The 24,683-nt window shown below is 72.1% G+C and carries 17 protein-coding genes; 10 read left to right on the top strand and 7 right to left on the bottom strand.

The features are described 5' to 3' along the window. Nucleotides 1–255: 255 nt before the first annotated feature. The 4 genes from ACIQ9G_RS17480 to ACIQ9G_RS17465 are packed head-to-tail and all read left to right on the top strand — an operon-like array spanning nt 256 to nt 5,843. Complete coding sequence (locus ACIQ9G_RS17480; RefSeq protein ID WP_403609880.1) at nt 256–2,583, top strand: HAMP domain-containing protein; 2,328 nt, start codon at nt 256–258, stop codon at nt 2,581–2,583. Between the two features lie 6 nt (nt 2,584–2,589). Further along, nucleotides 2,590–4,266 carry a poly-gamma-glutamate synthase PgsB gene (gene pgsB / locus ACIQ9G_RS17475; RefSeq protein WP_403609878.1) on the top strand — a complete coding sequence of 559 codons (1,677 nt, stop codon included), beginning with the start codon at nt 2,590–2,592 and terminating at the stop codon, nt 4,264–4,266. Continuing rightward, a complete protein-coding gene (locus ACIQ9G_RS17470) occupies nt 4,263–4,745 on the top strand; it encodes a poly-gamma-glutamate biosynthesis protein PgsC/CapC (protein ID WP_403609875.1) in 483 nt (160 codons plus the stop codon). Before pgsB ends, ACIQ9G_RS17470 begins: the two co-directional genes overlap by 4 nt. Nucleotides 4,746–4,781: 36 nt before the next feature. Next, nucleotides 4,782–5,843 (top strand): C40 family peptidase, encoded by a 1,062-nt coding sequence (locus tag ACIQ9G_RS17465; protein WP_403609872.1) that lies wholly within the window; start codon nt 4,782–4,784, stop codon nt 5,841–5,843. A 162-nt stretch (nt 5,844–6,005) separates the two neighbouring features. Here ACIQ9G_RS17465 and ACIQ9G_RS17460 read toward each other — a convergent pair whose 3' ends face one another. After that, nucleotides 6,006–7,115, bottom strand: coding sequence for an LCP family protein (locus ACIQ9G_RS17460; RefSeq protein ID WP_403609869.1), 1,110 nt, complete (start codon nt 7,113–7,115; stop codon nt 6,006–6,008). Nucleotides 7,116–7,733: 618 nt separating this feature from the next. Between ACIQ9G_RS17460 and ACIQ9G_RS17455 the strand changes: the two genes are divergently transcribed. The 4 genes from ACIQ9G_RS17455 to ACIQ9G_RS17440 are packed head-to-tail and all read left to right on the top strand — an operon-like array spanning nt 7,734 to nt 15,270. Beyond that, the gene (locus ACIQ9G_RS17455; RefSeq protein ID WP_403610080.1) at nt 7,734–9,425 is read left to right on the top strand and encodes a stealth family protein; all 1,692 of its coding nucleotides are present in this window, start codon (nt 7,734–7,736) and stop codon (nt 9,423–9,425) included. Next, a complete protein-coding gene (locus ACIQ9G_RS17450) occupies nt 9,422–10,387 on the top strand; it encodes a hypothetical protein (protein ID WP_403609867.1) in 966 nt (321 codons plus the stop codon). The genes ACIQ9G_RS17455 and ACIQ9G_RS17450 overlap by 4 nt, the downstream gene beginning before the upstream one ends. A 9-nt stretch (nt 10,388–10,396) precedes the next feature. Then, nucleotides 10,397–13,267 carry a stealth conserved region 3 domain-containing protein gene (locus ACIQ9G_RS17445; protein ID WP_403609865.1) on the top strand — a complete coding sequence of 957 codons (2,871 nt, stop codon included), beginning with the start codon at nt 10,397–10,399 and terminating at the stop codon, nt 13,265–13,267. 35 nt (nt 13,268–13,302) lie between these two features. Further along, nucleotides 13,303–15,270 carry a PIG-L family deacetylase gene (locus tag ACIQ9G_RS17440; protein WP_403609863.1) on the top strand — a complete coding sequence of 656 codons (1,968 nt, stop codon included), beginning with the start codon at nt 13,303–13,305 and terminating at the stop codon, nt 15,268–15,270. A 68-nt stretch (nt 15,271–15,338) separates the two neighbouring features. Here ACIQ9G_RS17440 and ACIQ9G_RS17435 read toward each other — a convergent pair whose 3' ends face one another. The 5 genes from ACIQ9G_RS17435 to ACIQ9G_RS17415 form a co-directional block, all read right to left on the bottom strand. Beyond that, a complete protein-coding gene (locus ACIQ9G_RS17435; RefSeq protein WP_403609860.1) occupies nt 15,339–17,468 on the bottom strand; it encodes a 3-hydroxyacyl-CoA dehydrogenase NAD-binding domain-containing protein in 2,130 nt (709 codons plus the stop codon). Further along, nucleotides 17,465–18,685 (bottom strand): thiolase family protein, encoded by a 1,221-nt coding sequence (locus tag ACIQ9G_RS17430; RefSeq protein ID WP_403609857.1) that lies wholly within the window; start codon nt 18,683–18,685, stop codon nt 17,465–17,467. Before ACIQ9G_RS17430 ends, ACIQ9G_RS17435 begins: the two co-directional genes overlap by 4 nt. Before the next feature lie 256 nt (nt 18,686–18,941). Further along, the gene (locus ACIQ9G_RS17425; RefSeq protein ID WP_403609855.1) at nt 18,942–20,231 is read right to left on the bottom strand and encodes a ribonuclease D; all 1,290 of its coding nucleotides are present in this window, start codon (nt 20,229–20,231) and stop codon (nt 18,942–18,944) included. Between the two features lie 254 nt (nt 20,232–20,485). Continuing rightward, nucleotides 20,486–21,148, bottom strand: coding sequence for a response regulator transcription factor (locus ACIQ9G_RS17420; protein WP_356184276.1), 663 nt, complete (start codon nt 21,146–21,148; stop codon nt 20,486–20,488). 376 nt (nt 21,149–21,524) lie between these two features. Beyond that, nucleotides 21,525–22,190: a DUF3000 domain-containing protein gene (locus ACIQ9G_RS17415; RefSeq protein ID WP_403609852.1), complete on the bottom strand. Its 666-nt coding sequence runs from the start codon at nt 22,188–22,190 to the stop codon at nt 21,525–21,527. A gap of 120 nt (nt 22,191–22,310) precedes the next feature. On the opposite strand from ACIQ9G_RS17415, the gene hemE reads away from it, so the two are divergent. Then, nucleotides 22,311–23,390 (top strand): uroporphyrinogen decarboxylase, encoded by a 1,080-nt coding sequence (gene hemE / locus ACIQ9G_RS17410; RefSeq protein WP_403609850.1) that lies wholly within the window; start codon nt 22,311–22,313, stop codon nt 23,388–23,390. Between the two features lie 9 nt (nt 23,391–23,399). Here the strand turns inward: hemE and ACIQ9G_RS17405 are convergent, their stop codons facing one another. Then, a complete protein-coding gene (locus ACIQ9G_RS17405; protein WP_403609847.1) occupies nt 23,400–24,224 on the bottom strand; it encodes a rhomboid family intramembrane serine protease in 825 nt (274 codons plus the stop codon). A gap of 123 nt (nt 24,225–24,347) precedes the next feature. Between ACIQ9G_RS17405 and ACIQ9G_RS17400 the strand changes: the two genes are divergently transcribed. After that, the gene (locus ACIQ9G_RS17400; RefSeq protein ID WP_403609845.1) at nt 24,348–24,638 is read left to right on the top strand and encodes a hypothetical protein; all 291 of its coding nucleotides are present in this window, start codon (nt 24,348–24,350) and stop codon (nt 24,636–24,638) included. Nucleotides 24,639–24,683: the final 45 nt, after the last annotated feature.

The raw sequence follows: 24,683 nt of genomic DNA, 5'->3' as shown, positions 1-24,683 counted from the left end.
CGACGGCTTCTGCCCGGTCATGACCGGGTAAAACGCGGATGTTGCGCAGATCACGTCGCGCTTACCGCAACCTCACCCGGTCCTTACTTGTCTGGATTCCGGGTGCACCAGTACCACCGGTGTGCCCGGACCCCGTCCAGCCCACGCTTCACCCTGCTTCCCGTGCGGGACCGACCGCCCGCACGAGCCTGAGAGGACCGTCCCTTGGCGTCTCCGCCCCCGGCGCGGCAGCACCGAGCCCGCCGACGAGCCGACATGTCGCTGATCGGCGGAATCCGCCCACCGATCGCGGTCCTGTCGGTCCTCCTGCTGTCGCTCGCCGGCATCACGGCACTTGTGCTGGGCCGCGTCGACAACGCCGGTGTGCCGAAGGCGGTGCTCACGTCCCAGCAGCACTTCGCCGAGGACGGCGCCATCGCGCTGCGGGCCTCCATCGACGAGTCCGTGACCGACCTCACCCGGTCCGCCGCGCTGTTCAGCGCCGGCCAGCCGGTCTCCGGCGACGCCGTCCTCGACAAGCTCGGCAGCACGTACCAGAAGTGGATGGGCACCGCCGTCGTCGAGATCGAGTCCGGCAAGCTGGTCGCCGCCCGAGGCGAGACGGTGCCGCTGACCTCGGTGGACACCTCGGCCCTGGGCGACGAGGGCGGACTCGCCCCCCGCATGGTCACGTTGAGGAACGGCGAGGTGCGCCTGCTGTCCTTCGCGCTGCTGTCCTGGCCGGGCAAGCCGCAGTTGCTGCTCGTGGCCTCCAACAACCTGAAGTTCCCGGGCATCAGCCTCGGTCAGTTCCGGTCGATCGCGGTCGTCGACCGCGGCGGCTCGATCCTCAGCAGCGACGGCATCGCCGAGCCGGAGCAGGTGCGCACCAGCCTCGACCGCCAGGAGATCACCGCCTCCCGCAAGCAGCTCAAGGACTTCGCCCGGAGCGCGGCCCGCGAGGCCCGGCAGGACCCGCGCAGCAGCAAGACGCCCGGCACCGGCGGCTACCAGGGCGTCAGCGGCAGCCTGCTCGGCGGGCGCCTGCTGAGCGAGCAGTCCGTCGCCGGCTACGCCACGCTCGCCTCTCCCGAGCCCGGCGAGATCACCACCGCCTCCGGACTCGGCCTGTCGGTGGTGGCCATGGTCAAGGTCGCCGAGGACCCCACCCGCGCCACCTCGCCCGTCTTCGGCCTGCTGGCCGGCGGCGCGCTGCTCCTCGTCGGCGGCATCGCGGTCGGGGTGCTGCTGGGCACCGTGCAGCGCCCGCTGATCCGGCTGTTCCTGGAGGCCCGCCGCCTCACCCGCGGCGACCTGACCCGGCCCGTCACCGTCCCCGGCTACGGCGAGGCGCACCGCATCGGCGGCGCCCTGGAGCGCCTGCGCCGGCAGCTGATGGGCGAGAGCACCGACGCCACCGGCGCCCCGGCGCGTCCGCGCGGGCCGCGCCGGGTTGGCACCCGGGCCCTGCTCGTGGCCTGCGCGGTGCTGCTGCTGGCCTGGTCCGCGCCGCTGATGCTGCTGCTCAACCGCGCCGACAGCACGGCCGTCGTTCCGCAGCAGCTCGTCAACGACCAGCGCGAGCGCACCGACACCCTCAGCGACCGGGTGCGCCGGGCGCTCAACGAGGGCGAGGTCGACCTCCAGTCGGTCGCGTCCCTCATCGGCAACCGCACCGAGCCCGCCGCCATGGACGCGGTGCTGGAGCGCACCGTCCACGAGAACCAGCGCTACCGCTCGCTCTACGTCGTCGACGCCTCCGGCGAGGTCCTGGCCCGGCAGGGCAAGGAACCCCGCGTGGTCAGGTCCAAGCGCGCCGCCGAGACCTCGATCCGGCTGCTGGGCCACGGAGGTAAGGAGCCCGTCGTCGTGGGCACCGCCGAGATCCCGGGCCGGGACGGCGCCGCGCTGGTCGGCGAGTTCCGGGCGGAGTTCCTCAACGCGCTGCTGAAGCGGCCGGGCCTCGGCGTGGTCCGTCTCGTCGACGACAAGAGCGAGGTCATCGCCGGCAACACCGGCTTCCTCGCCTTCGACTCGCTGCCCGACGAGCATCTGGAGGACCTCGTCGCGGCCACCGGCCAGACGCTCGGCAGGAAGGCCCGCGCGGGCGGTGTGCTCTACCGCCACGACGGCGTGCGGATCGCCGCCGCCGCGCCCTTCGCGGGCAGCGGCCCGGCCGAGTCGCTCGGCTGGAGCGTGGTCAGCTGGCAGCCCGCGGCCCGGCTCGCCATCCCCGAGTACGACACCCAGAACCGCACCGTGCTGGCCGGTCTGCTCGGCGCCGCCGCGGCCGCCGCCTGCCTCGGCTGGCTGCACATCGTGGTGGGCCGGCCGCTGCGGGCGCTGGCCGACCGGGCGGAGGCCCTGGCCGGCGGCGACCGCAAGACCGTGCTCTTCCCGCAGCACCACGACGAGGTCGGCGCGGTCACCCGCTCCCTGGAACTCGTCCGCCAGCAGCTCCAGGACCAGCGCCGGCAGCAGCCGCAGCGCGGCGCTCCCCAGCGCGCCGGCGGCGCGCAGGACCCGTCCCCGTACGGGCCGCCCGACCCCCACGGTCCGCACGACCCCCACGGCCCGCAGGACCAGCAGTACGTAAGGAACTGATCACCGGTGCTCTTCCTCTACACCGTGCTGCTGGTCTGCTGCGCGATCCTGCTCGTGGCGGGCATCGTGGAGCAGCGGCGGCATTTCACCAACCTGGACAACATCCCGACCCGGGTGCTGGTCAACGGCATCCGCGGCAAGTCCTCCATCACCCGGCTGTGCGCGGGCGCCCTGCGCGGCGGCGGTCTGACCACGGTCGCCAAGACCACCGGCACCGCGGCCCGGTTCATCCACCCGGACGCCACCGAGGAGCCGGTCTACCGCAAGTTCGGCATCGCCAACGTCGTCGAGCAGATCGGCATCGTGCGCCGCGCGGCCGCGTACAACCCGGACGCGCTGGTCATCGAGTGCATGGCGGTGATGCCGGCCCTGCAGGAGATCAACCAGTCCAAGCTGATCCGCTCCACCATCGGCGTGCTCTGCAACGTCCGTGAGGACCACCTCGCGGAGATGGGCCCGACCCTGGACGACGTGGCCCGCTCGCTGTGCCGGTCCATGCCGGAGGACGGCATCTGCGTCACCGCGGAGAAGGAGCGTTTCCACATCCTCCAGGAGGAGGCGGACGCCCGGAACTGCGAGCTGATCTACGCCGACCCCGAGACGGTCAGCGACGAGGAGCTGCGCGGCTTCAGCTGGTTCACCTTCAAGGAGAACGTCGCCATCGCGCTCACCGTCGCCGAACTGCTCGGCGTCGAGCGCGAGACGGCCCTGCAGGGCATGTACGACGCCCCGCCGGACCCCGGCGTGCTCTCCGTCGAGCGCTACCTCACCCACGACGACAAGAAGCTGCGCTTCGCCAACGTCTTCGCGGCCAACGACCCCGAGTCGACGCTGATGAACATCAACCAGCTCCTCGACCTCGGCGCCGTCCACCGCCCGCTCAACGTGGTCATCAACTGCCGCCCCGACCGCGTCGAGCGCAACGGCCAGATGGGCGAGATCATCCCCGACCTCGACCCCGAGCAGGTCTTCGTCATCGGACACCCGGCCAAGTCCGCCATCGACGCCATCCCGGCCGAGTACCGCGGCCGGGCCGTCGACCTCGGCGGCGACCGCCGCGACCCCGAGGAGTTCATGGCCGAACTGCTCGGCAGGCTCGGCCCGGACTCCTCCCTGGTCGCCATCGGCAACATCCACGGCCAGGGCGAGGTGCTCCTGGAGCATCTCGCCGAACTCCCGGCCGACGACAGCCCCGACGACTCGCCCACCGCGCCCACGGCCCCGGCCGGGCGCCCGGAGCCGGCCCGCCATCCCGAGCACGTCGAGACGATGCAGCTCTACGCGCCGCGCATCGACCCGTATCAGCCCTACTCGGAGGCGTACGAGTCGCGGTACACGCAGGTTCGACACGCCCCGGAGATTCCCCAGCAGCGGGAGGCCTCGCACCCGTACCAGGAGCCCGCGGTCCAGGGCGCGCACGCCCGGCCGTACCCGCAGGGCGCCTGGCCGCAGCACCAGCACCAGGGCCCGCCCCAGGACCTGCCCCAGCACCAGAACCAGGACCTGCCCCAGCACCAGAACCAGGACCTGCCCCAGCACCAGGGCGGGCACCAGTCCCAGCCGCAGCACCAGGGCCAGAACCCGCCCCAGGACCGCTCGCGGGGCCTGTTCGAACCCCGCGTCCGGCCCACGCACCCCGCAGACGACCACCAGCAGTGGCACAGCCCAGGAGAGCAGCGTTGATCCCCTCCGTCCTCACTCCCGAGATCGCCGCGATCGGCATCGGCCTGGGCCTGATGTTCTCGTTGATGTGCTACCTGACGACCAACCTGTCGCCGGGCGGCATGATCACGCCGGGCTGGCTCGCGCTGACCCTGATCGAGGACCTGCAGCGGGCGGCGCTGGTCGTCGGGGTGACCGTGCTGACGTACGTCACCACGCTGGTGCTGCAGAAGTTCGTGATCCTCTACGGCAAGCGGCTGTTCGCGGCCGTGGTGCTCACCGGCGTGCTCATCCAGGCCACCGTGATCATCGTGCTGCAGATGGAGTTCCCGCTGCTGTACGCCAACCAGACGCTCGGCTTCATCGTCCCCGGCCTGATCGGCTACCAGCTGGTGCGTCAGCCGAAGGGCGCGACGCTGCTGTCCACCGGCTCGGTCACCCTCGCCACCTACGTGGTCCTGACCGCCGGCATCCTCCTCGGCGCCCTGCCCTCCGCCTGAACCCGCCCGTCCTACCGCACCCCTGGAGCCCACACCATGCCGAAGCGCAAAGGCCGGCCCGTCGTCCACGCGGCGACGGTGCTGGCGCTGCTCGCGGGCAGCGCGTACTTCACCTACGAGCTGCGCAAGGACGAGCAGGCGAAGGTCCCGGCCGCGCAGACGGTCACCGACAACGCGGCCCTGAGGAACTCGGGCGGCAAGGCCACCGGCAAGCAGAGCTGGGAGCGCCTGAACAACCCGGCGCGCTCGGTGCTGCGCGACGCCGGGGGAGCGGTCGTCGCCACCTTCACCGACGGCGCCCGCACCGCCACCCTGAAGGGCCCCTCGCGCACCTTCGCCGAACCGGCCGCCACCACCTCGCGCGTCGTGACCGACGACTGGGTCCGTCTCATGCCCGAACCCTGGACCAAGGGGGCCGAGAACGAGCAGTGGTTCAAGGACTGGTTCAAGGAGTACTACGGCAGCCAGGAGGACGACATCTTCGCGATCGCCTTCCAGTACGTGCAGGGCGCGCCGGTCAAGAAGAACTCCTCGGGCGTCCCGTACGCCGGTGACGCGGTGTTCGGCCCGTTCAAGGCGGACGGCGTGGACCGCCTGGAGCAGAACGACTTCTACGACTACCTCGGCATCCCGTACACCTTCCGCAACGGCACCACCCTGTACCCGCGCAAGGAGCGTTACCGGGCGCTGGACTGCTCCGGCTTCATGCGGATGGTCTGGGGCTACCGCGCCCGCTATCCGCTGATGGCGTCCAACGCCCTCGGCGACGGGCTGCCCCGCACCGCCGACGGCATGGCCCGCTCCAAGGCTGGCGTCGACATCATCAAGCTCCAGGGCCCGTCCCCCTGGTACGTCCGCCCGGCGAACATCGACGTGCTCCAGCCGGGCGACCTGCTGTTCTTCAAGATGGACCACCGCACCGGCAACCACATCGACCACGTCGGCCTCTACCTGGGCCTGGACTCCGAGGGCCACCGCGTCTTCGTCTCCAGCCGCAAGGAGGTCAACGGCCCCACGATGGGCGACAAGGGCGGGGCGTCCCGCATCGACGGCAACGGCTTCTACGCCGGGCTGTTCCGCAGCGCCAAGCGGCTGTGAGCCGGACCGGAACCGGCGACGGGAGCGGGCGGGCACGGAGCCGCGGCCCCGCGCCCGCCCGTCCCGCTCGCGGTGACGGCCGGCTCCTCCCTGCCCGCCGCAAGGACGAGCCGGGGCTCGACCCGCGGGCGTCACAGGAGGCCTGAGGAGGGTTTCCGCCCCTCAGGACGCCGTGGCCCCGTGGGCGGGCGACTTCCGCGCCGACTCGGGAACGGGCCGGTCCTTGCGCAGGGCCTGCCACAGCTCGTCGGCCTGGGGCCGCGCGGCCACCACGCGGTTGGGGTCCCGGACGTCGTACTTCACCGGCAGCATGATCGTCTCCATGGTGGCCGGGTCGATGCCGTTGAGGCTTCGGCCGAACTCCGCCAGCCTGCTGAGGGAGGCGAGGTCGGAGTCGGTGGTGAGCGCCTGGGTGAGGCTGTCGGCGATCTCGTAGGTCTTGGCCGGGCTGCCCAGCAGATCCTGCTTCTTGATCTCGGAGAGGAGCGCGGTCAGGAACTTCTGCTGCAGGGTGATGCGGCCCAGGTCGCTGCCGTCGCCGTAGCCGTAGCGGGTCCGCACGAACTTCAGCGACTGGGTGCCGTCGAGCCGGTGGGTGCCCGCCCCGAGCCGCAGCCCGCCCTTGTGGCCGTCGATCGGCTTGTCGAGGGTGACGGTCACCCCGCCTATCGCGTCCACCAGTTCCTTGAAGCCGGCGAAGTCGATCTCGACGTAGTGGTCCATGCGGATCCCGGACATCTTCTCCACCGTCTTCACCGTGCAGGCCGGACCGGCCAGTGAGTAGACGGAGTTGAACATGACGCGCTTCGCCGGCGGCAGCTTCCTGCCGTCGGAGGTGGCGCACTCGGGGCGGGTCACCAGGGTGTCGCGCGGGATGCTGACGGCGACGGCCCTGCTGCGGCCCTCGGGTATGTGGATCACCAGGGCGGTGTCGGAGCGCGCTCCGGACACCCTGCCCGCGTCCAGCGCCGCGTTCGCCCCGGCCCGCGAGTCGGAGCCCAGCACCAGGAGGTTCTGGCCCGACGTCGGCAGCTTCTGCGGCCGGTCGTCGCCGATGGCCCGGTCGAGGTCGACGCCCTTGATGTTGGAGTCGAGATCGCGGTAGAGCCAGTAGGCGGTGCCACCGGTGGCGAGCAGCAGCACGAGGGCGCCGAAGGCGATCCGGCGCCACACCCGCCGTCGCCGGCGCGGCGACCCGCCCTCCGTGCCGTCCGCCGCTTCGTCCTCGTCCCTCGGTCTGTCGGTGTCCGTCTCCGCGGGGGCCTGCGTCATGCCTCGGTCCTCTCTGTCACTCGTTCTGTCACTCGCCGGCTCGCTGTCTTGGTCCGTACGTGGGGCAGGGGCACGAGTGGGGGGAGACCGGGCCCGCACGACGCCGAGCGCCGCGCTGAGCTCGAACTATAGACCGAATGTGGGGCCCTGTACGGGTTGCGGGCGTAATCCACCGCTCGCCGGGGTTCCGGACTGCCCGTCACATCGGAGCGCGATCTCGCCCGCGCCTGCGTGTAGTTGACAGTAATGTGAACGACCAGTGATGATGCAGTGTACATATGAAGTTTAAACTATTGTCGTCAAGGTAATGGTGTCGGCACCGTCGCCGGCATGTGATACGCGGTCGCCCATTTCGAGCCGGGGGCACGGGGGCGCGTGACCGCCGTTGCCCACCAGGCCTCGACCGGTGGGAAATAAGGGGGAGGCTGTGTTCCTGCGTGCGTCGGCCCGGGGGGAGGGCGGCGGCATGACGGCCGCATCCGTGGACGGGGCGGAAGTCAGGTGAGCCCGCACAATCCCGAGGCGAGCGTGCTCGTCTCGGGCTATCGCTCTCTGGTGCCCGTGGGGGCTCGGCGTCAGATCGTCCGGCGGGTGCCCCGCCCGCTGCGGACCGCGGTGATGCGTTCGCTGACCGTCGCCGACGCCGCGCGATCCGCCCTGGTGGTCCGGGCGCTCGACGACCGGCGCCGCGACGGCGCCGGACACGCCTCCACCGGGCCGATCCGGGTCGTGCGCGTCGACGGCAGGCACCGCCGTGCCGTCGAGGTGCCCGGGATCACCGCCTGGGCCGCTCGGGCGCGGAACCTGCACATCCTGGTGGCACTGCTGGAAGAGGCCGGCATCGACCACTTCTGCGTGCGCGGCACCGCGTCGGTGAATCCCTGCGTGGCCGTACCGGAGCGCCTGCGGACCGACGTGGAGGAGGTCCTGCGGATCGTCTGCGGGCACAATCCCGGCTACGTCGGCAGTGCCTCCCGCGGCCAGATGCGGCCGGGCGCCTCGGCGGCGAGCTGGCGTGCCCTGCGGGCGCAGCGCGTCCTGCGCCTCGCGTGGAACGTCTGCGACCCCACCGGCAATCTGGTGTTCGGCCGGGAATCCGGCTGTGACATCGAGTTCTGGGCCGAGCGGGAGGGCCGGCTCGTCGCGCCCCGCCCGAACCGCGTGGTGAGCGAGGTCCCGGTGGACGCGGGCCGCTGCTGGGCCGAGCAGAAGCGATTCAGCGAGGTGCCGGTCATGTACACCACCGGCCAGGCCCGCACGCTGCCGGAGTTCGTCGCCGCCCTGCCCGACGACCATCCCTTCCCGATCGACGTGGTGTACACCTGGGTGGACGACTCCGACCCGCGGTGGCGCGCCCGCAAGGACGCGACGCGGCGGGTGCTGGAGCGGGGCACCGGTGAGCACGCCCTGCACGAGCAGGCGGCGAACGACTCCCGCTACACCAGCCGCGACGAACTGCGGTACTCGCTGCGGTCGATCCACCAGTACGCGCCCTGGGTCCGCACGATCTTCCTGGTCACCGCCGGGCATGTGCCGTCCTGGCTCGACACCGACTTCCCCGGGATCAAAGTGGTCGACCACCGCGAGATCTTCTCGGACCCGGACGCCCTTCCGACGTTCAACTCCCACGCCATCGAGAGTCAGTTGCACCACATCCCGGAGCTCTCCGAGCACTTCCTCTACCTGAACGACGACGTCTTCCTCGGCCGCCCCGTGCAGCCCGGGAAGTTCTTCCACTCCAACGGACTGTCCAAGTCGTTCCGTTCGAACGCGCTGATCCCGTCGGGCCGCGCCGACTCCGCCGACCTGCCGGTCAACGCCGCGGGCAAGAACAGCCGGGGGCTCATCGCCCAGCAGTTCGGCACCGTCATCTCCCAGAAGATGAAGCACACCCCGCACGCGCTGCGCCGCAGCGTCCTGACGGAGATCGAGCAGGTCTACGCCCACTCGCACCGGACCACCCAGCACTCCCGCTTCCGCTCGCCGCACGACGTCCCGATCGTCTCCTCGCTGTACCACTACTACGCGTACCACTCGGCGCGGGCGACGGTCGGGGACATCCGGTACGCGTACGTCGATCTGGCGGACGGCCTGGCCCAGCGCCGGCTCGACGGGCTGCTGGCCCGGCGCAACTTCGACACCTTCTGCATGAACGACACCGTGCCGGCCGCCGACCCCGTGGCCCAGGACCGTATGGTCGCGAACTTCCTGGACGCCTACTTCCCGGTGCCCAGCCCCTACGAGCGCCCCACCGGCATCCGCGCACCGCGGACCGCCCCGGTCGCGGAGTTGGGCGGCGTCCGCGCATGACCACTCGTACGTCCGGCCCTGCCACCGAGTCCGGCAGGGCCGGGAACGAACGGCGCGGACCGCGCACCCTCCTGAGCGCGCTGCGCCTCCGGCTGACGCTGCGCCTGTTCGTGCCGCTGCGGAAGAACCGCACCGCACGACTCCGTTACGCGGCCGTCCTCGACGGCCAGACGGTGAACCTGCACGCCGTGCTGCCCCCCTCCGTCCCGCTGCCCGACCGCTCCGAGGTCGTGCTCCGCCGGGGCCGCGGACGGCATCACGCCCCGGCGCAGGTGTACCGGGGCCCGCGCGGCGAACTCCTCATGGACGCCGCGGTCCTGATGGGAGCGGAGGTCGGCGGCGTGCCCGCCGGGGCCGGAAAATGGAAGCTCCGGCTGCGGACGTACACGGGGCGCCGGTCGCGGTCCCTGGCGCTGCTGCTCCTGGAACCGCCGGTTCCCTACGAGGGCCCCACCAAGCCCATGGCGGCCTCCCCGGTCACCGGCGCACGCCACCGCGTCGGCCGCACCGTCACGGGCACGGCCCGGATCGTCAGCTCGGCCCCGCGGCCGGCCGTCGAGGTGTCCAAGGTGCACATGGCGCACTCCGGAGTCACCGTGGACTTCCGGGTCCTGGGCACGGCGGCGCACGCGCCATGGGTCGAGTTCGTCGCCGCCGGGCGCCGGCTCCGGCAGCCCGCCCACGTCCTGGGCCAGGGCGCCTTCCGGACCGTGGTCCCGCTGGACCGGATGGAGCCCCGGTCCTCCAGACCGGAGCACTGGGACGTCGTGCTGTGCCAGGAGGCCGGGCCGTCGCTGCGGCTGGGCCGGCGCCTGCACGACGTCCGCAATCCACGGCGGGTCTTCGCGATGCGCAGCATGGCCATGGCCCCGATCGGCCGCACCCCGATGATCGTCCAACCGCGCTACACCCCCGCAGGGAACCTCCGTGTCACCTGCACGCGCATGCCCGAGGCAGACTGAACCCGAGAAGTGAAGATCACATTCCTGCTGACCACGGCGGACGCCGTCGGCGGCACCGAGCGGGCCGTCTTCAACCAGGCGTCCGAACTCGCCGCCCGGCACGAGGTCCGCGTACTCAGCGCTTTCAAGAGCAAGCCCGCGCAGTTCTTCGCGCCCGACGAGCGAGTACGGGTCGAGTACCTGGTCGACCTCACCGGCGACGCTCCCCGGCCGCTGCGCCCCAGCACCGTGGACGACGCGGTGTGGTCCGGCCTGGCCGCCCGGCCGAGCGACATCGTCGACCGCTCCTGGGAGTCGGCGTTCAGCCGGCTCACCGACCTCGAGCTGGAACTCGCCCTCCAGGAGACCGACACCGACGTCCTGGTCACCACGACTCCCGCGCTGATGGCGCTGGCGGTCCGGCTCGCCCCCGCGCGGGTGATCACCGTCCACCAGGAGCACCGGGTCTCCGAACTGCGCGGCACGAGCGGTGAACCGCTGCTGCGGTACGCCTCCCGGCTGGACGCGCTGGCCGTGCTGAGCGAGCGGACCCGGGAGTGGTTCGCCGAGACCCTCCAGGCGGCCGCTCCCCGTCTCGCCGTGGTGCCGAACGCCCTGCCGAGCGGCTTCCGGCCCCGGTCGACCCTCGAGACCCGCACCGTCGTCATCGCCGGGCGGCTGGTCGCGGAGAAGCAGATCGACCACGCCCTCACCGCCTGGGCCAAGGTGGCCCCCCGCCACCCCGACTGGCAGCTGCGCGTGTTCGGGGACGGCCCGCTCAGCGGCGCCCTGCGCCGGCAGATGGACATGCTCGGACTGCACGACTGCGTGCAGCTCAACGGCAACTCGCCCTACCTCGCGGAGGAGTGGGCCAAGGCCAGTGTCGCCCTGCTCACCTCGCGCAACGAGGCCTTCGGGCTGGTGCTCGCGGAGGCGCAGGCGGCGGGCGTCCCCGTCGTCTCCTACGACGCGCCCAACGGCCCGCGCGAAGTGGTGATCGACGGGCAGACCGGCGTTCTGGTGCCTCCCGGCGACATCGACGCCCTGACCTCCGCACTGCTGCTGCTGATCGAGGACGCGGAACTGCGCCACCGGATGGGCGCCGCGGCGCTCGCCTCCGGCGGGCGCTTCTCGCCCGCCGTGGTGACCTCCCACTGGGAGCGGATGTTCCACGAACTCGTCGCGGAGCGCGACAGCGGGCGCCGCGACGCGGTGAAGGCGGAACGCCGGGCGGTGCACGCCCACCTCAGCGGCCCCGGCGGCAGCGTGCCGGCGGCCGCGCCCGCCCCTCCCGGCTCGGTCCGCTCCAGCGGCCAGCGTGCGCTGGAGCAGCGCCTGCTGGCGAGGCGCGAGCTGGTGCACGACGGCGGTCAGGTGTGCCGGCTGATGGAGTGGGAGTCGCCGTGGGACGTGGTCCAGGCGAACCTCGCGCTGGCCGCGGGAGCCCTGGAGGGCGCGGGCATCCCGTACCTGGTCGTACGCGACCACATGGTGCGGCACTCGGTCGCCGTCCACGGTGTGTACCGCGAGGCCGTCTTCAAGGCGCTCGCCGACCGCTACGCGGACGAGGCCGTGTACGCCTCCGTCCTCAACGAGGGACAGAAGACGGTCGCCACCGTTCTCGCCGGCCTGGTGGGCGAGTACTCCGGCACCCCGTCCTCGGGCATCCGGGTCCACCAGAGCGTCGTGTCCCCGTCGCGGACCCTGCGCCTCGGCGCGATCTACGGCTGCACCGTCACCTTCTGGGACGACGAACCGGACGACGAGGACCATCTCAGGGCCCCGGTCCGCACGCTGATCGGCGACCGGGTCCCGCACAGCGCCATGCGGCGCAGCACGATCACCCTGGGCGACCGCCGCTACCCCACGATCGTGGCCTTCGGACAGGTGCTCCACGGCGACATCGACTTTCCCGTGGACGCCGTCTACACCTGGGTGAACGGCGCCGACGTGGCCTGGCTGGAGCGGAAGAACGAGTTCCTTGCCGCCCGGGGGATGGAGACCCAGGACGCGGCCACGAGCGCGGCCCGCTTCCGCGACCGGGACGAACTGCGCTACTCCCTGCGCTCCATCGACATGTACGCCCCGTGGATCCGGAACATCTACATCGTCACCGACCGACAGGTCCCGCACTGGCTGGACCAGTCCCACCCACGGGTGCGGGTCGTCGACCACACGGAGATCTTCGGCGACCGCGGGGCGCTGCCGACGTACAACTCGCACGCCATCGAGAGCCAGTTGCACCACATCGAGGGGCTCGCCGAGCACTTCCTCTACTTCAACGACGACGTCTTCCTCGGACGCACCGTCCAGCCCGGCATGTTCTTCCTCGGCAACGGACAGGCGAAGCACTTCATGTCTCCCACGTCCGTGGCGATGTCCCCGCCGTCGCACGAGGACGAGTTCAACATCAGTGCCGCGAAGAACAACCGGGCCCTGATCGAGCGGTCCTTCGGACAGACGCTGGTGCACTCGTTCCTGCACGCGCCCCACCCGCTGCGGCGCAGCGTGCTCGCCGACATCGAGCGCGAGTACGGGCAGGCGATGAAGGCCACCGCGCGCAACCAGTTGCGCAGCCACAGCGACGTCTCGGTCGCCTCGTCGCTGCACCACTACTACGGCTTCCACACCTCGCGCAGCGCACCCGGCGGCATCTCCTGCGGATTCGTCAACGTCGGACTGGCCGAGCACGGGCCGCGGCTCAACCGGATCCTGACGGCGCGTCCCCACGACGTGTTCTGCCTCAACGACTTCCACGACGGCGATGTGCCGGAGGAGGAGCAGGACGCGATCCTCGCGGCGTTCCTGCCGAGCTACTTCCCGGTCGCGAGCCAGTTCGAGACGGGGTCCCTGCGCAACCGGCGCGCCCACTCCGGCTATCTGCCCGGATGGCCGCTGTGACCCACTCCGACCCGACCGACGGGAGAATCCCCAGCGTGTCCAGCCCCGCCTCCGTGCTGCAGATCGTGGCGCACCCGGACGACGACCTGTACTTCATGAACCCGGCGACGTTCCAGGCGATCAAGGCGGGCACACCCACCACGACGGTCTATCTGACCAGCGGCGACGCCTACGGACGGAACCCGCGCCCCTGGCAGGTGTCGCCGCCCGCCGAGGACCGGGAGGCCTACGGGAAGGCGCGGCAGAACGGCATCAGGGCCGCGTACGGTGCCATGGCACTCGGCGACCGCACGGCCGCCTGGACGCCCTCCACCCTGGCCACCGCGGGCGGCGCCGTCGCCGAGGTCTACTCCCTGGCCGAGGCGCCCTGGGTGAGGCTGGTCTTCCTCAACATCCGGCAGCACGGCACCCCCGAGGGCCCGCCGCGCAGCCTGCACGTGCTCTGGCAGGAGGAGGCCGAGCGGGTCCCCACCCTGCGGGTGAGCGGCGGACTCGTCGACGAGCAGTACTGGTACACGCGTTCCGGGCTGGTGGACACGCTGGTCCAGATCCTCGGCCTCTTCCGGCCGACCCTGGTGCGCACCATGGACCCGGACCCGGACCGGCTCGTCCACGACGAACGGTTCCCGCAGCACCACGACTTCGGCGATCTGGCGGACCACAGCGACCACACCGCGGCCGGCCTCTTCTCGTGGGTCGCGCTGGACCGCTACCGGGGCCCCGGCGAGGACCGCACCTTTGTGGTGGAGGCCTTCCGCGGCTACTCCAACGAACGGTGGCCGCACTCACTGGGCCCGCGGGCCGTCTCGCTCAAGGAGTACTTCCTCAACGTCTACGGCGCGGCGGACGGGTACGACTGCGGCGATCCGGCCGGCAGCGGCGACTACGCGGTCGGCCTGAGCGCACGCGGCACGGGATGGGTGCAGAGCACCACCCCGCGCGATCCGGGCGGGATCCGGCTCGGGCGCGACGCGCGGGGCCGTCTGACCGCGTTCGCCGTGGTCGACCAGCAGGCAGCGGTGTGGCTGGAGAGGCAGCCGGGCAGCGACCGGTGGCGCGGACCGTTCTTCCTGGGCGGCGGGCCGCTCTCACCGGGACTGGCGGTGAGCCTGACGCCGGACGGCCGCTGGCAGCTCTTCGCAAGGCGCATGTCGCACCTGGGCCCGGACCACACGCACCGGCGGGAGATCGTCCTGCTCGAACAGGCCGAGCCGGACGGGGCGTTCGCCGGCTGGGTCATCCTCGGCAACCCCTCGGCGGGGAACCCCGAGCGGGACCGGCACCTCGGCGCCCCGGCCGTCACCCGTGACGCCATGGGACGGCTGCACCTCTTCGTCCGCAACGGCGGACAGGGCCTGCACACCCGTGTCCGGGAGACGGACGGCACCTGGAGCGGATGGACCGACCTGCGCGGCCACGAACTGCAGGAGGGCATCACGGCCCTGACCGCGCCGAACGGAAGGGCGGAGGTCTTCGCCGCCAGCCGGGAAGGGGTCTTCCACTGGGCGCAGGGCTCCCACCTCGAGCCGCTGAAACGCGCCCCCCGCTTCCGGCTCACGGTCCCGGCCTCACCCGCCGCGGCCGTCGTGCAGCCGGACGGCCGGGTCATGACCGTCTACCGGCAGCCCGACACGGGACGGCTGCTCATGGCCGAGGAGGACACGCAGGGCGGCCGATGGGCCAGGCCGGCCGTGCCGATCGGTGGACGGGGCGGCTTCGGCGCGGTCTGCTGTGCCCCGGGGGACGACCCGGAGACCGGGACGCTGGTGGCCACCCGCAGCGATCTGGGCGGCATCGCCTACCGCTTCCTGCCCGGCGACCACCCCTGGCAGGAACTGCCCACCGACGACCTCGGCGGTCTGTCGGCGCACGCCCCCGCCGCGGCCTTCGACGTGTTCGGCCGCGCCGTGATCGCGGTGCTGGGCGCGGACGGCCGTCCGGCCGTCGCCCGCCAGGCCGGCCGCGGTTCGGTCGGGTTCGGGCCGTGGCAGGCCCTGGGCTGAGGGGCCGTACCGCGAACGGCACGGAGCCCCCGCCGCGCGGCGGGGGCTCCGTGCCGTCAGGGCGACGCCTAGGCGGGAACCGACGCCGCGCCCGGAGCCAGGAACCTCTTGCCGTTCACGCGCTCCGAGACGCCCTCGCGGTCCAGGTACGGCGTGATGCCGCCCAGGTGGAAGGGCCAGCCGGCGCCCGTGATCAGGCAGAGGTCGATGTCCTGGGCCTCGGCGACGACGCCCTCGTCGAGCATCAGGCCGATCTCCTGCGCCACCGCGTCCAGGACACGGGCGCGGACCTGCTCCTCCGTCAGGACGGTGTCGCCCTGCTTCAGGAGCGCGGCGACCTCCGGGTCCAGCTCGGGCTTGCCGCTGTCGTAGACGTAGAAGCCGCGCTTGCCCGCCTCGACGACCGCCTTCAGGTTCGGGGAGACCGTGAAGCGGTCCGGGAAGGCCCGGTTGAGGGTCTCCGAGACGTGCAGGCCGATCGCCGGGCCGACCAGTTCGAGCAGGACCAGCGGGGACATCGGCAGGCCGAGCGGCTCGATCGCCTTCTCCGCGACCTCGACCGGGGTGCCCTCGTCGATGACGTTCTGGATCTCGCCCATGAAGCGGGTCAGGATGCGGTTCACGACGAACGCCGGGGCGTCCTTGACCAGAACCGCGGTCTTCTTCAGCTTCTTGGCGACACCGAACGCCGTGGCCAGCGAGGCGTCGTCGGTCTGCTCGCCCCGGACGATCTCCAGGAGCGGGAGGACGGCGACCGGGTTGAAGAAGTGGAAGCCGACGACCCGCTCGGGGTGCTTCAGCTTCGACGCCATCTCCGACACCGACAGGGAGGAGGTGTTGGTGGCGAGGATCGCGTGCGCCGGGGCGACCGCCTCGACCTCCGCGAACACCTTCTGCTTGACGCCCATCTCCTCGAACACGGCCTCGATGACGAAGTCCGCGTCAGCGAAGCCCTCGGCCTTGTCCAGGACACCGGTGACCAGCGCCTTGAGGCGGTTGGCCTTGTCCTGGTTGATCCGGCCCTTGCCGAGCAGCTTGTCGATCTCGGCGTGGACGTAGCCCACACCCTTGTCGATCCGCTCCTGGTCGATGTCCGTCAGCACGACGGGCACCTCGAGGCGGCGCAGGAAGAGCAGGGCCAGCTGCGAGGCCATCAGACCGGCGCCGACGACACCGACCTTGGTGACCGGGCGGGCCAGGCTCTTGTCCGGGGCGCCGGCCGGGCGCTTGCCGCGCTTCTGCACGAGGTTGAACGCGTAGATGCCGGAGCGCAGTTCGCCGCCCATGATGAGGTCGGCGAGGGCCTGGTCCTCGGCGTCGTAACCCTGCTGCAGGTCGCCGTTCTTGGCGGCGGCGATGATGTCCAGGGCGCGGTAGGCGGCCGGGGCCGCGCCGTGCACCTTGCCGTCCGCGATGAAGCGGCCCTTGGCGACGGCCTGGTCCCAGGCCTCGCCGCGGTCGATCACCGGACGGTCGACGACGATCTCGCCCTTGAGGACGGCCGCCGTCCAGATCAGCGACTGCTCCAGGAAGTCGGCGCCCTCGAAGATCGCGTCGGCGATCCCGAGCTCGTAGACCTGCTTGCCCTTGAGCTGCTTGTTCTGGTTGAGGCTGTTCTCGATGATGACCGAGACGGCCTTGTCGGCGCCGATCAGGTTCGGCAGCAGCGCGCAGCCGCCCCAGCCGGGGACCAGGCCGAGGAAGACCTCGGGCAGCGAGAACGCCGGGATCGCCGCGGAGACGGTCCGGTAGGCGCAGTGCAGACCGACCTCGACACCGCCGCCCATCGCCGCGCCGTTGTAGTAGGCGAAGGTGGGCACGGCGAGCTTCGACAGGCGCTTGAAGACCTCGTGGCCGCCCTTGCCGATGGCCAGCGCGTCCTCGTGCCGCTTCAGCAGCTCGACGCCCTTGAGGTCGGCGCCGACCGCGAAGATGAACGGCTTGCCGGTGACGCCGGCGCCGACGATCTCGCCGTCCGCGGCCTCCTTCTCGACCTGGTCGATCGCGGTGTTCAGGTTCGCGAGCGACTGCGGGCCGAAGGTGGTCGGCTTGGTGTGGTCGAGGCCGTTGTCCAGGGTGATCAGGGCGAAGCGGCCCGCGCCCAGCGGCAGGTCGAAGTGGCGTACGTGCGCCTGCGTGACGACCTCGTCCGGGAACAGCTCGGCCGCGCCCTTCAGGAGTTCAGCGGTGGTGCTCACTTGTCGCCTCCGTCGAAGTGCGGGTTCTCCCAGATGACCGTCGCGCCCATGCCGAAGCCGACGCACATGGTGGTGAGGCCGTAGCGGACCTGCGGCTGCTCCTCGAACTGGCGGGCCAGCTGCGTCATCAGACGGACGCCGGAGGAGGCCAGCGGGTGACCGAAGGCGATCGCGCCGCCGTACTGGTTGACGCGCTCGTCGTCGTCCGCGATGCCGTAGTGGTCGAGGAAGGCCAGGACCTGGACGGCGAAGGCCTCGTTGATCTCGAACAGGCCGATGTCGGAGATGGACAGACCCGCCTGGGCGAGGGCCTTCTCCGTCGCCGGGATCGGGCCGTAGCCCATGACCTCCGGCTCCACACCGGCGAAGGCGTAGGAGACCAGGCGCATCTTGACCGGCAGGCCGTTCTCGCGGGCGAAGTCCTCGGACGCGATGATCGAGGCGGTGGCGCCGTCGTTCAGGCCGGCCGCGTTGCCCGCGGTGACCCGGCCGTGCACGCGGAACGGGGTCTTGAGCCCGGACAGGTTCTCCAGGGTCGTGCCCGGGCGCATCGGCTCGTCGGCGGTGACCAGGCCCCAGCCGGTCTCGCCGGCCTCGGGGGTGGTGCGGCGCACGGAGACCGGCACCAGGTCCTGCTGGATCTTGCCGTTGGCGTACGCCTTGGCGGCCTTCTCCTGCGAGCGCACCGCGTACTCGTCGGCGCGCAGCTTGGTGATCTGCGGGTAGCGGTCGTGCAGGTTCTCCGCCGTCATGCCCATGAACAGGGCGGACTGGTCGACCAGCTTCTCGCTCACGAACCGCGGGTTCGGGTCCACGCCCTCGCCCATCGGGTGGCGGCCCATGTGCTCGACACCGCCCGCGACGGCGACGTCGTACGCGCCGAACGCGACGGAGCCGGCGACGGAGGTGACGGCGGTCAGCGCGCCCGCGCACATGCGGTCGATCGAGTAACCGGGGACCGAGGTGGGCAGGCCCGCGAGAATGCCGGCGGTACGGCCGATGGTCAGGCCCTGGTCGCCGATCTGCGTGGTCGCGGCGACGGCGACCTCGTCGATCTTCTTCGGGTCGAGGCCGGGGTTGCGGCGCAGCAGCTCCCGGATCGCCTTCACGACGAGGTCGTCGGCGCGGGTCTCGTGGTAGATGCCCTTCGGGCCCGCCTTGCCGAACGGGGTGCGGACGCCGTCTACGAAGACGACGTCCCTGACGGTACGAGGCACGATGGCTCTCCTCCAGGGTGCGGGATGGCACTGCTGCGACGCGCAGCACTGAGCGCGCGCTCAGGCCCATGCTACTTGTGGGTAACGTAGCTGCCCAGTCCTGCCGGGGGGAGCGGCGAACGTCACACCCGGGCGGGTGACCCCGACGTCACGGGAGACTCCGGATCCGGGGGTGCCGTCGGCGCAGGCCACGGAGAGGGTTCTCCCGACCGGGCTGAGCGCCGGCGCCCCGACCCTGCCGGGAGAGGAGAAGCCTTCAGGCGCCCTTCGCCGTCAGCGCCGCCACCAGCACCGGCGTGACCAGCTCCACCTGCCACGGACGCGCCCCGTGGCCGGTGAGCGCGGCCGCCACCGACTCGGCGTCGACGTCCTTCGGCGGCTCCCAGCACAGGCGCCGCACGGCGTCCGGCGCGACCAGGTTCTCCTGCGGCATGGCGAGCCGCTCGGCCAGCGCCGAGACGCCGGCGCGTGCCGCCGACAGTCGCGCGGCGGCCGCCGGGTCCTTGTCGGCCCAGGCCCGGGGCGGCGGAGGTCCGGTCACCGGCTGGCCCGGCTGGGGAAGCCGGGGGTCGGGCAGCGCGCGGGCGCGCTCCACCGCGGCCTGCCACTGCTCCAGTTGTCTGCGGCCCATGCGATGCCCGAAGCCGTTCAGCGCGGCCAGGGCGTGCGCGTTGGACGGCAGGCCGAGCGCGGCCTCCACGATGGCCGTGTCCGAGAGCACCTTGCCGGGGGAGACGTCCCGCCGCTGGGCGATCCGGTCCCGGGTCTCCCACAGCTCCCGCACCACGGCCAGCTGCCGCCTGCGCCGCACCTTGTGCAGCCCGGACGTACGGCGCCAGGGCTCCTTGCGAGGCTCGGGCGGCGGCGCGGAGGCGATGGCGTCGAACTCCTGCCGGGCCCACTCCAGCTTGCCCTGCCGGTCCAGCTCCTTCTCCAGGGCGTCCCGCAGGTCGACCAGGAGCTCGACGTCGAGGGCCGCGTACCGCAGCCAGGGGTCGGGCAGCGGCCGGGTCGACCAGTCGACGGCGGAGTGGCCCTTCTCCAGGACGAAGCCGAGGACGCCCTCGACCATGGCCCCGAGCCCGACCCGCGGGAACCCGGCGAGCCGGCCGGCCAGCTCGGTGTCGAACAGGCTGGTGGGCACCATGCCTATCTCGCGCAGGCACGGCAGGTCCTGGGTGGCGGCGTGCAGGACCCACTCGACGCCGTCCAGCCGGTCGCCGAGGACCGAGAGGTCGGGGCAGGCGACGGGGTCGATCAGCGCGGTCCCGGAGCCCTCCCGGCGCAGCTGCACCAGGTAGGCGCGCTGGCCGTAGCGGTAGCCGGACGCGCGCTCGGCGTCGACGGCGAGGGGGCCGGAGCCGGAGGCGAACGCGGCGATCACCTCCGCGAGCGTCTCCGCGTCGGCGACGACGGGCGGGATGCCCTCGCGCGGCTCGAGCAATGGGATCGGCGCCCCTGTGTCAGAAGATCCGCCGTCGTCCGGAGGGGCGCCTCCGGTGGTGCGCAGTGGGCTGTCTGCTGCGGTCTTTTGGGCGTCGGTCACCTGTCAAGGGTATCCGTGGATGGACGACGCCCGCCGACGGAACGTTCCGTCGGCGGGCGCCGGGGGGTCGTAAACCGGTCAGGTCGATGACACGTCCGGTTGACGACCGGCAGGGAGGAGGCGGCGGGACCGGCTGTCGGCACCGGTCACGTGGGGGAATCGTCGCGATTCTCGGCCTGATCCGCGAAAAGGGTGACGTGGGCGGGATGGATCTTGCTCAGTGCGGTCGTTCGGGTGCCGGGAACCGGCTCTGGTCAGTGGATGATGCCGGTCCGCAGGGCCACCGCGACCATGCCGGCGCGGTCGCCCGTGCCGAGCTTGCGGGCGATGCGGGCGAGGTGGCTCTTGACGGTCAGCGCGGACAGGCCCATCGAGACGCCGATCGCCTTGTTCGACTGGCCCTCGGCGACGAGCCGCAGCACCTCGACCTCGCGGCCGGACAGTTCTCGGTAGCCGCCCGGGTGGCTCGGGGCACCCGGGGGGCGGCGGTGCAGCCGGGCCGCGGCCGAACCGATGGGGGCGGCACCGGGCCGGGTGGGGAGCCCGAGGTTGGTGCGGGTGCCGGTGACGACGTAGCCCTTCACTCCGCCCGCGAGGGCGTTGCGGACGGCACCGATGTCGTCGGCGGCGGACAGGGCCAGCCCGTTGGGCCAGCCGGCGGCGCGGGTCTCGGACAGCAGCGTGAGCCCGGACCCGTCGGGCAGGTGGACATCGGCGACACAGATGTCGCGCGGGTTGCCGATGCGGGGGCGGGCCTCCGCGACGGACGACGCCTCGATGACGTCGCGGACTCCGAGCGCCCACAGGTGCCGGGTCACGGTGGAACGGACGCGCGGGTCCGCCACGACGACCATGGCGGTCGGCTTGTTCGGGCGGTAGGCGACCAGGCTTGCGGGCTGCTCGAGGAGAACGGACACCAGGCCTCCTGGGGGGGGGTGGGGGACGGGGCCGGCTTGTGGGGGCGAAGCCGGGACTAACCGTGCTTGCAAGGTCACAGTCGTCTTCGGCACCAAACCCGGTGTCCTTTAGAGAATGATCACGATCTGGTGAGTAACAATCCGTGCAATTCGGACACGCTATCGATCATCCGAAGATCGAATCGGTTCGGACGGAGCCGTTCGGCGTCGATACCCGCCCGAATATGGCCGTATCGACAAAGGGACAGCAAGAAGGCGGTAAGGCGCCCGGGGAGGAGCGCGCAGCGATCGGCCGGCCCCCGCGTCCGGGACGAGGGGGCCGGCCGACGGGTGCGTTTCGGCGCGGGGGTTCGGCGCGTGGGGCCGGTGGGCGGGTTCAGCGCGACTGCGGACCGCGCCGCTGCGGGAGCGTCACCACCGACGCGTCGCCCGGCCCGGCCGGCGGCAGCCCCGCGACCTGGGCCAGCAGATCGCACCAGGACGCCAGGTGGGCTGCCGTGTCCGGCGCCCCGCCCAGCCCCTCCCGCGGCGTCCAGGAGGCACGGATCTCGATCTGCGAGGCGGCGGGGCGTGGCGACAGCCCGCCGAAGTAGTGGGAGGAGGCGCGCGTGACGGTGCCGCTCGGCTCCCCGTACGTCAGACCGCGCGCCTGGAGCGCGCCGGTCAGCCACGACCAGCACACGTCCGGCAGCAGCGGATCGACGGCCATCTCCGGCTCCAGCTCCGCGCGCACCAGGGTCACCAGCCGGAACGTGCCCTGCCAGGCCTCGTGCCCGGCCGGGTCGTGCAGCATCACCAGGCGGCCGTCGGCGAGTTCCTGCTCGCCGTCGACGACCGTGGCCTCCAGGGCGTACGCGAACGGGGCGAGGCGCTTCGGCGCGGGCACCTGCTCGATCTCGACCTGCGGCCGCACCCGTGCCGCCCGCAGCGCCTCGACGGCGGCCCGGAAGGGCAACGGAGCCGACCTGTCCGCATGTCCCTCCTCCTTCGCGTCGTCCATTCCGTCAGCGCCGTCCGACAGTCGTCCCTGTGCCGCAGCCATGCGGGGAAGAGTAAGGGGAACGGAGCTCCGGTGCAGGGCAAGACACCCCGCCGGGGGCCGTGGCAGCGCGATCCCGCACCTCGCACGAAGTGCGCTTCCGGCCGTGCGAGACTTGCCACCGTGAGTGCCAACGAGACCCCCGCGGGCCGGCCGCAGCCGCAGCCGTCGACAGCCACCTACGACTCCGCCTTCCTCCGGGCGTGCCGGCGCGAGCCCGTGCCGCACACACCGGTGTGGTTCATGCGGCAGGCCGGGCGCTCCCTCCCCGAGTACCGCAAGGTGCGCGAGGGCATCCCGATGCTCGAGTCCTGCATGCGGCCCGAGCTGGTCACCGAGATCACCCTCCAGCCGGTCCGCCGGCACGGCGTGGACGCGGCGATCTACTTCAGCGACATCGTCGTGCCCCTGAAGGCCATCGGCGTCGACCTCGACATCAAGCCGGGCGTCGGCCCGGTCGTCGAGCGCCCGATCCGCTCCCGCGCCGACCTGGACCGGCTCCGCGACCTCACCCCCGAGGACGTCTCCTACGTCACCGAGGCGATCGGCCTGCTCACCCGCGAACTCGGCGCCACCCCGCTGATCGGCTTCGCGGGGGCGCCGTTCACCCTCGCGAGCTACCTCGTGGAGGGCGGCCCGTCCCGCAACCACGAGCACACCAAGGCGCTCATGTACGGCGACCCGCGGCTGTGGGCCGACCTGCTCGACCGCCTCGCCGACATCACGGCCGCCTTCCTGAAGGTGCAGATCGAGGCGGGCGCGAGCGCCGTGCAGCTCTTCGACTCCTGGGTCGGCGCCCTCGCCCCCGCCGACTACCGCCGCTCGGTCATGCCGGCCTCCCGCAAGGTCTTCGAGGCCGTCGCCGGGTACGGCGTCCCGCGCATCCACTTCGGCGTCGGCACCGGCGAACTGCTCGGCCTCATGGGCGAGGCGGGCGCGGACGTGGTCGGCGTCGACTGGCGCGTCCCGTTCGACGAGGCCGCCCGCCGCGTCGGCCCGGGCAAGGCGCTCCAGGGCAACCTCGACCCGGCGGTCCTGTTCGCCGGCCCGGAGGCGGTCGAGGCCAAGACCCGTGAGGTGCTGGACGCGGCCGCGGGCCTGGAGGGCCACGTCTTCAACCTCGGCCACGGCGTCCTGCCCACCACCGAGCCGGACGCGCTCACCCGTCTCGTCGAGTACGTCCACACGCAGACCGCGCGCTGAGCGCGGCGCTCACCACGTGTGCCGGGGCCGGGCCTGCCTGCCGAAGAGCAGGCGGCCCGGTTCCGGCGGGGGCGGTGTGCCGGGGCGCAGCGGCAGCGCGATCAGCATGCCGACGAGGAAGCCGACGACGTGTGCCGCGTACGCCACGGCGCCCGTGCCGGACACCCCCTCCCCGGACGAGTACAGCGCCTGCAGCACGAACCAGAAGCCGAGCACCAGCCAGGCCGGCAGCCGCAGCGGCAGGAAGATCAGGAAGGGCACCAGGACCCACACCCGGACCCTGGGATACAGCACCAGATAGGCGCCGAGCACACCCGCGATCGCTCCCGAGGCGCCGATCAGCGGCGTGGCCGAGTCGGCGTTGAGCACCGCGAAGCCGTACCCGGCCGCGTAGCCGCAGGCGACGTAGAAGAGGAAGAACCGCACATGCCCCATGCGGTCCTCGATGTTGTTGCCGAAGATGTACAGGAAGAGCATGTTGCCCAGCAGGTGCAGCCAGCCGCCGTGCAGGAACATCGCCGTGAACACCGACAGCGGCGGGGACTTGTCGTAGCCCGGCGGGCCCAGCACGCAGCCCGGCCCGTGCGCGCCCACCCCGACCGCGCCGGTCGGCACCAGCGACGGCAGCTGATGGTGGATCAACTCGCGCGGCACGGCGGCGAAGTGGTCCGTGAACGCCTGCAGATGGCACAACCGCGACAGGGAGCTGTCGCCCGCCACGGAGCCGGCCAGGCCGGGCATGAACAGGAACACGGCGACGTTCGCGGCGATGAGGGCGTACGTCACCCAGGGGGTACGCCGCACCGGGTTCAGGTCGTGCACGGGTATGACCACAAGGGAGTAGTGCCCGCCATGCGCCCGGCGAATCGATGAACGCGGCCCGGCGGACGTCCGTATGTCTCCTCGACGGCGGCGGCACAGGGATGCGGGCCGCGGGGACGACGTGAGGATCAGGCGATGAACGACCGAGTTACTCCTCCGATGCACGCCCTGCCCGACGGCGAGGCGGAGATCTCGCTGGTGGTGCGGCTGCCGTGGGAGGACGTGGCCCGGCTGGGCCAGGAGGCCGGGCGGCTGGCCGCGCAGATGCAGCGGCCGGTGACGCTCGACGAGGCCGTCAGCAACCGGCTGCGGTCCACCCGGCCGGCCGCGGCGCACGCGAAGCCGGCCGGGGAGCAGCCCGCCGCGGTGACGTCGTCCAGCGCGTCGGTGTCGTCGCTGCCGCCCCGGCTCAACGGGACGGCCTAGAGGTGCCGTCCCCGGAGGTCGGTGCGGATCCCCGCGCCCCGGCAG

Source organism: Streptomyces sp. NPDC096152, assembly GCF_044763235.1.
Taxonomy (GTDB): Bacteria; Actinomycetota; Actinomycetes; order Streptomycetales; family Streptomycetaceae; genus Streptomyces.
This window is presented reverse-complemented; position numbering and strand designations above follow the sequence as displayed.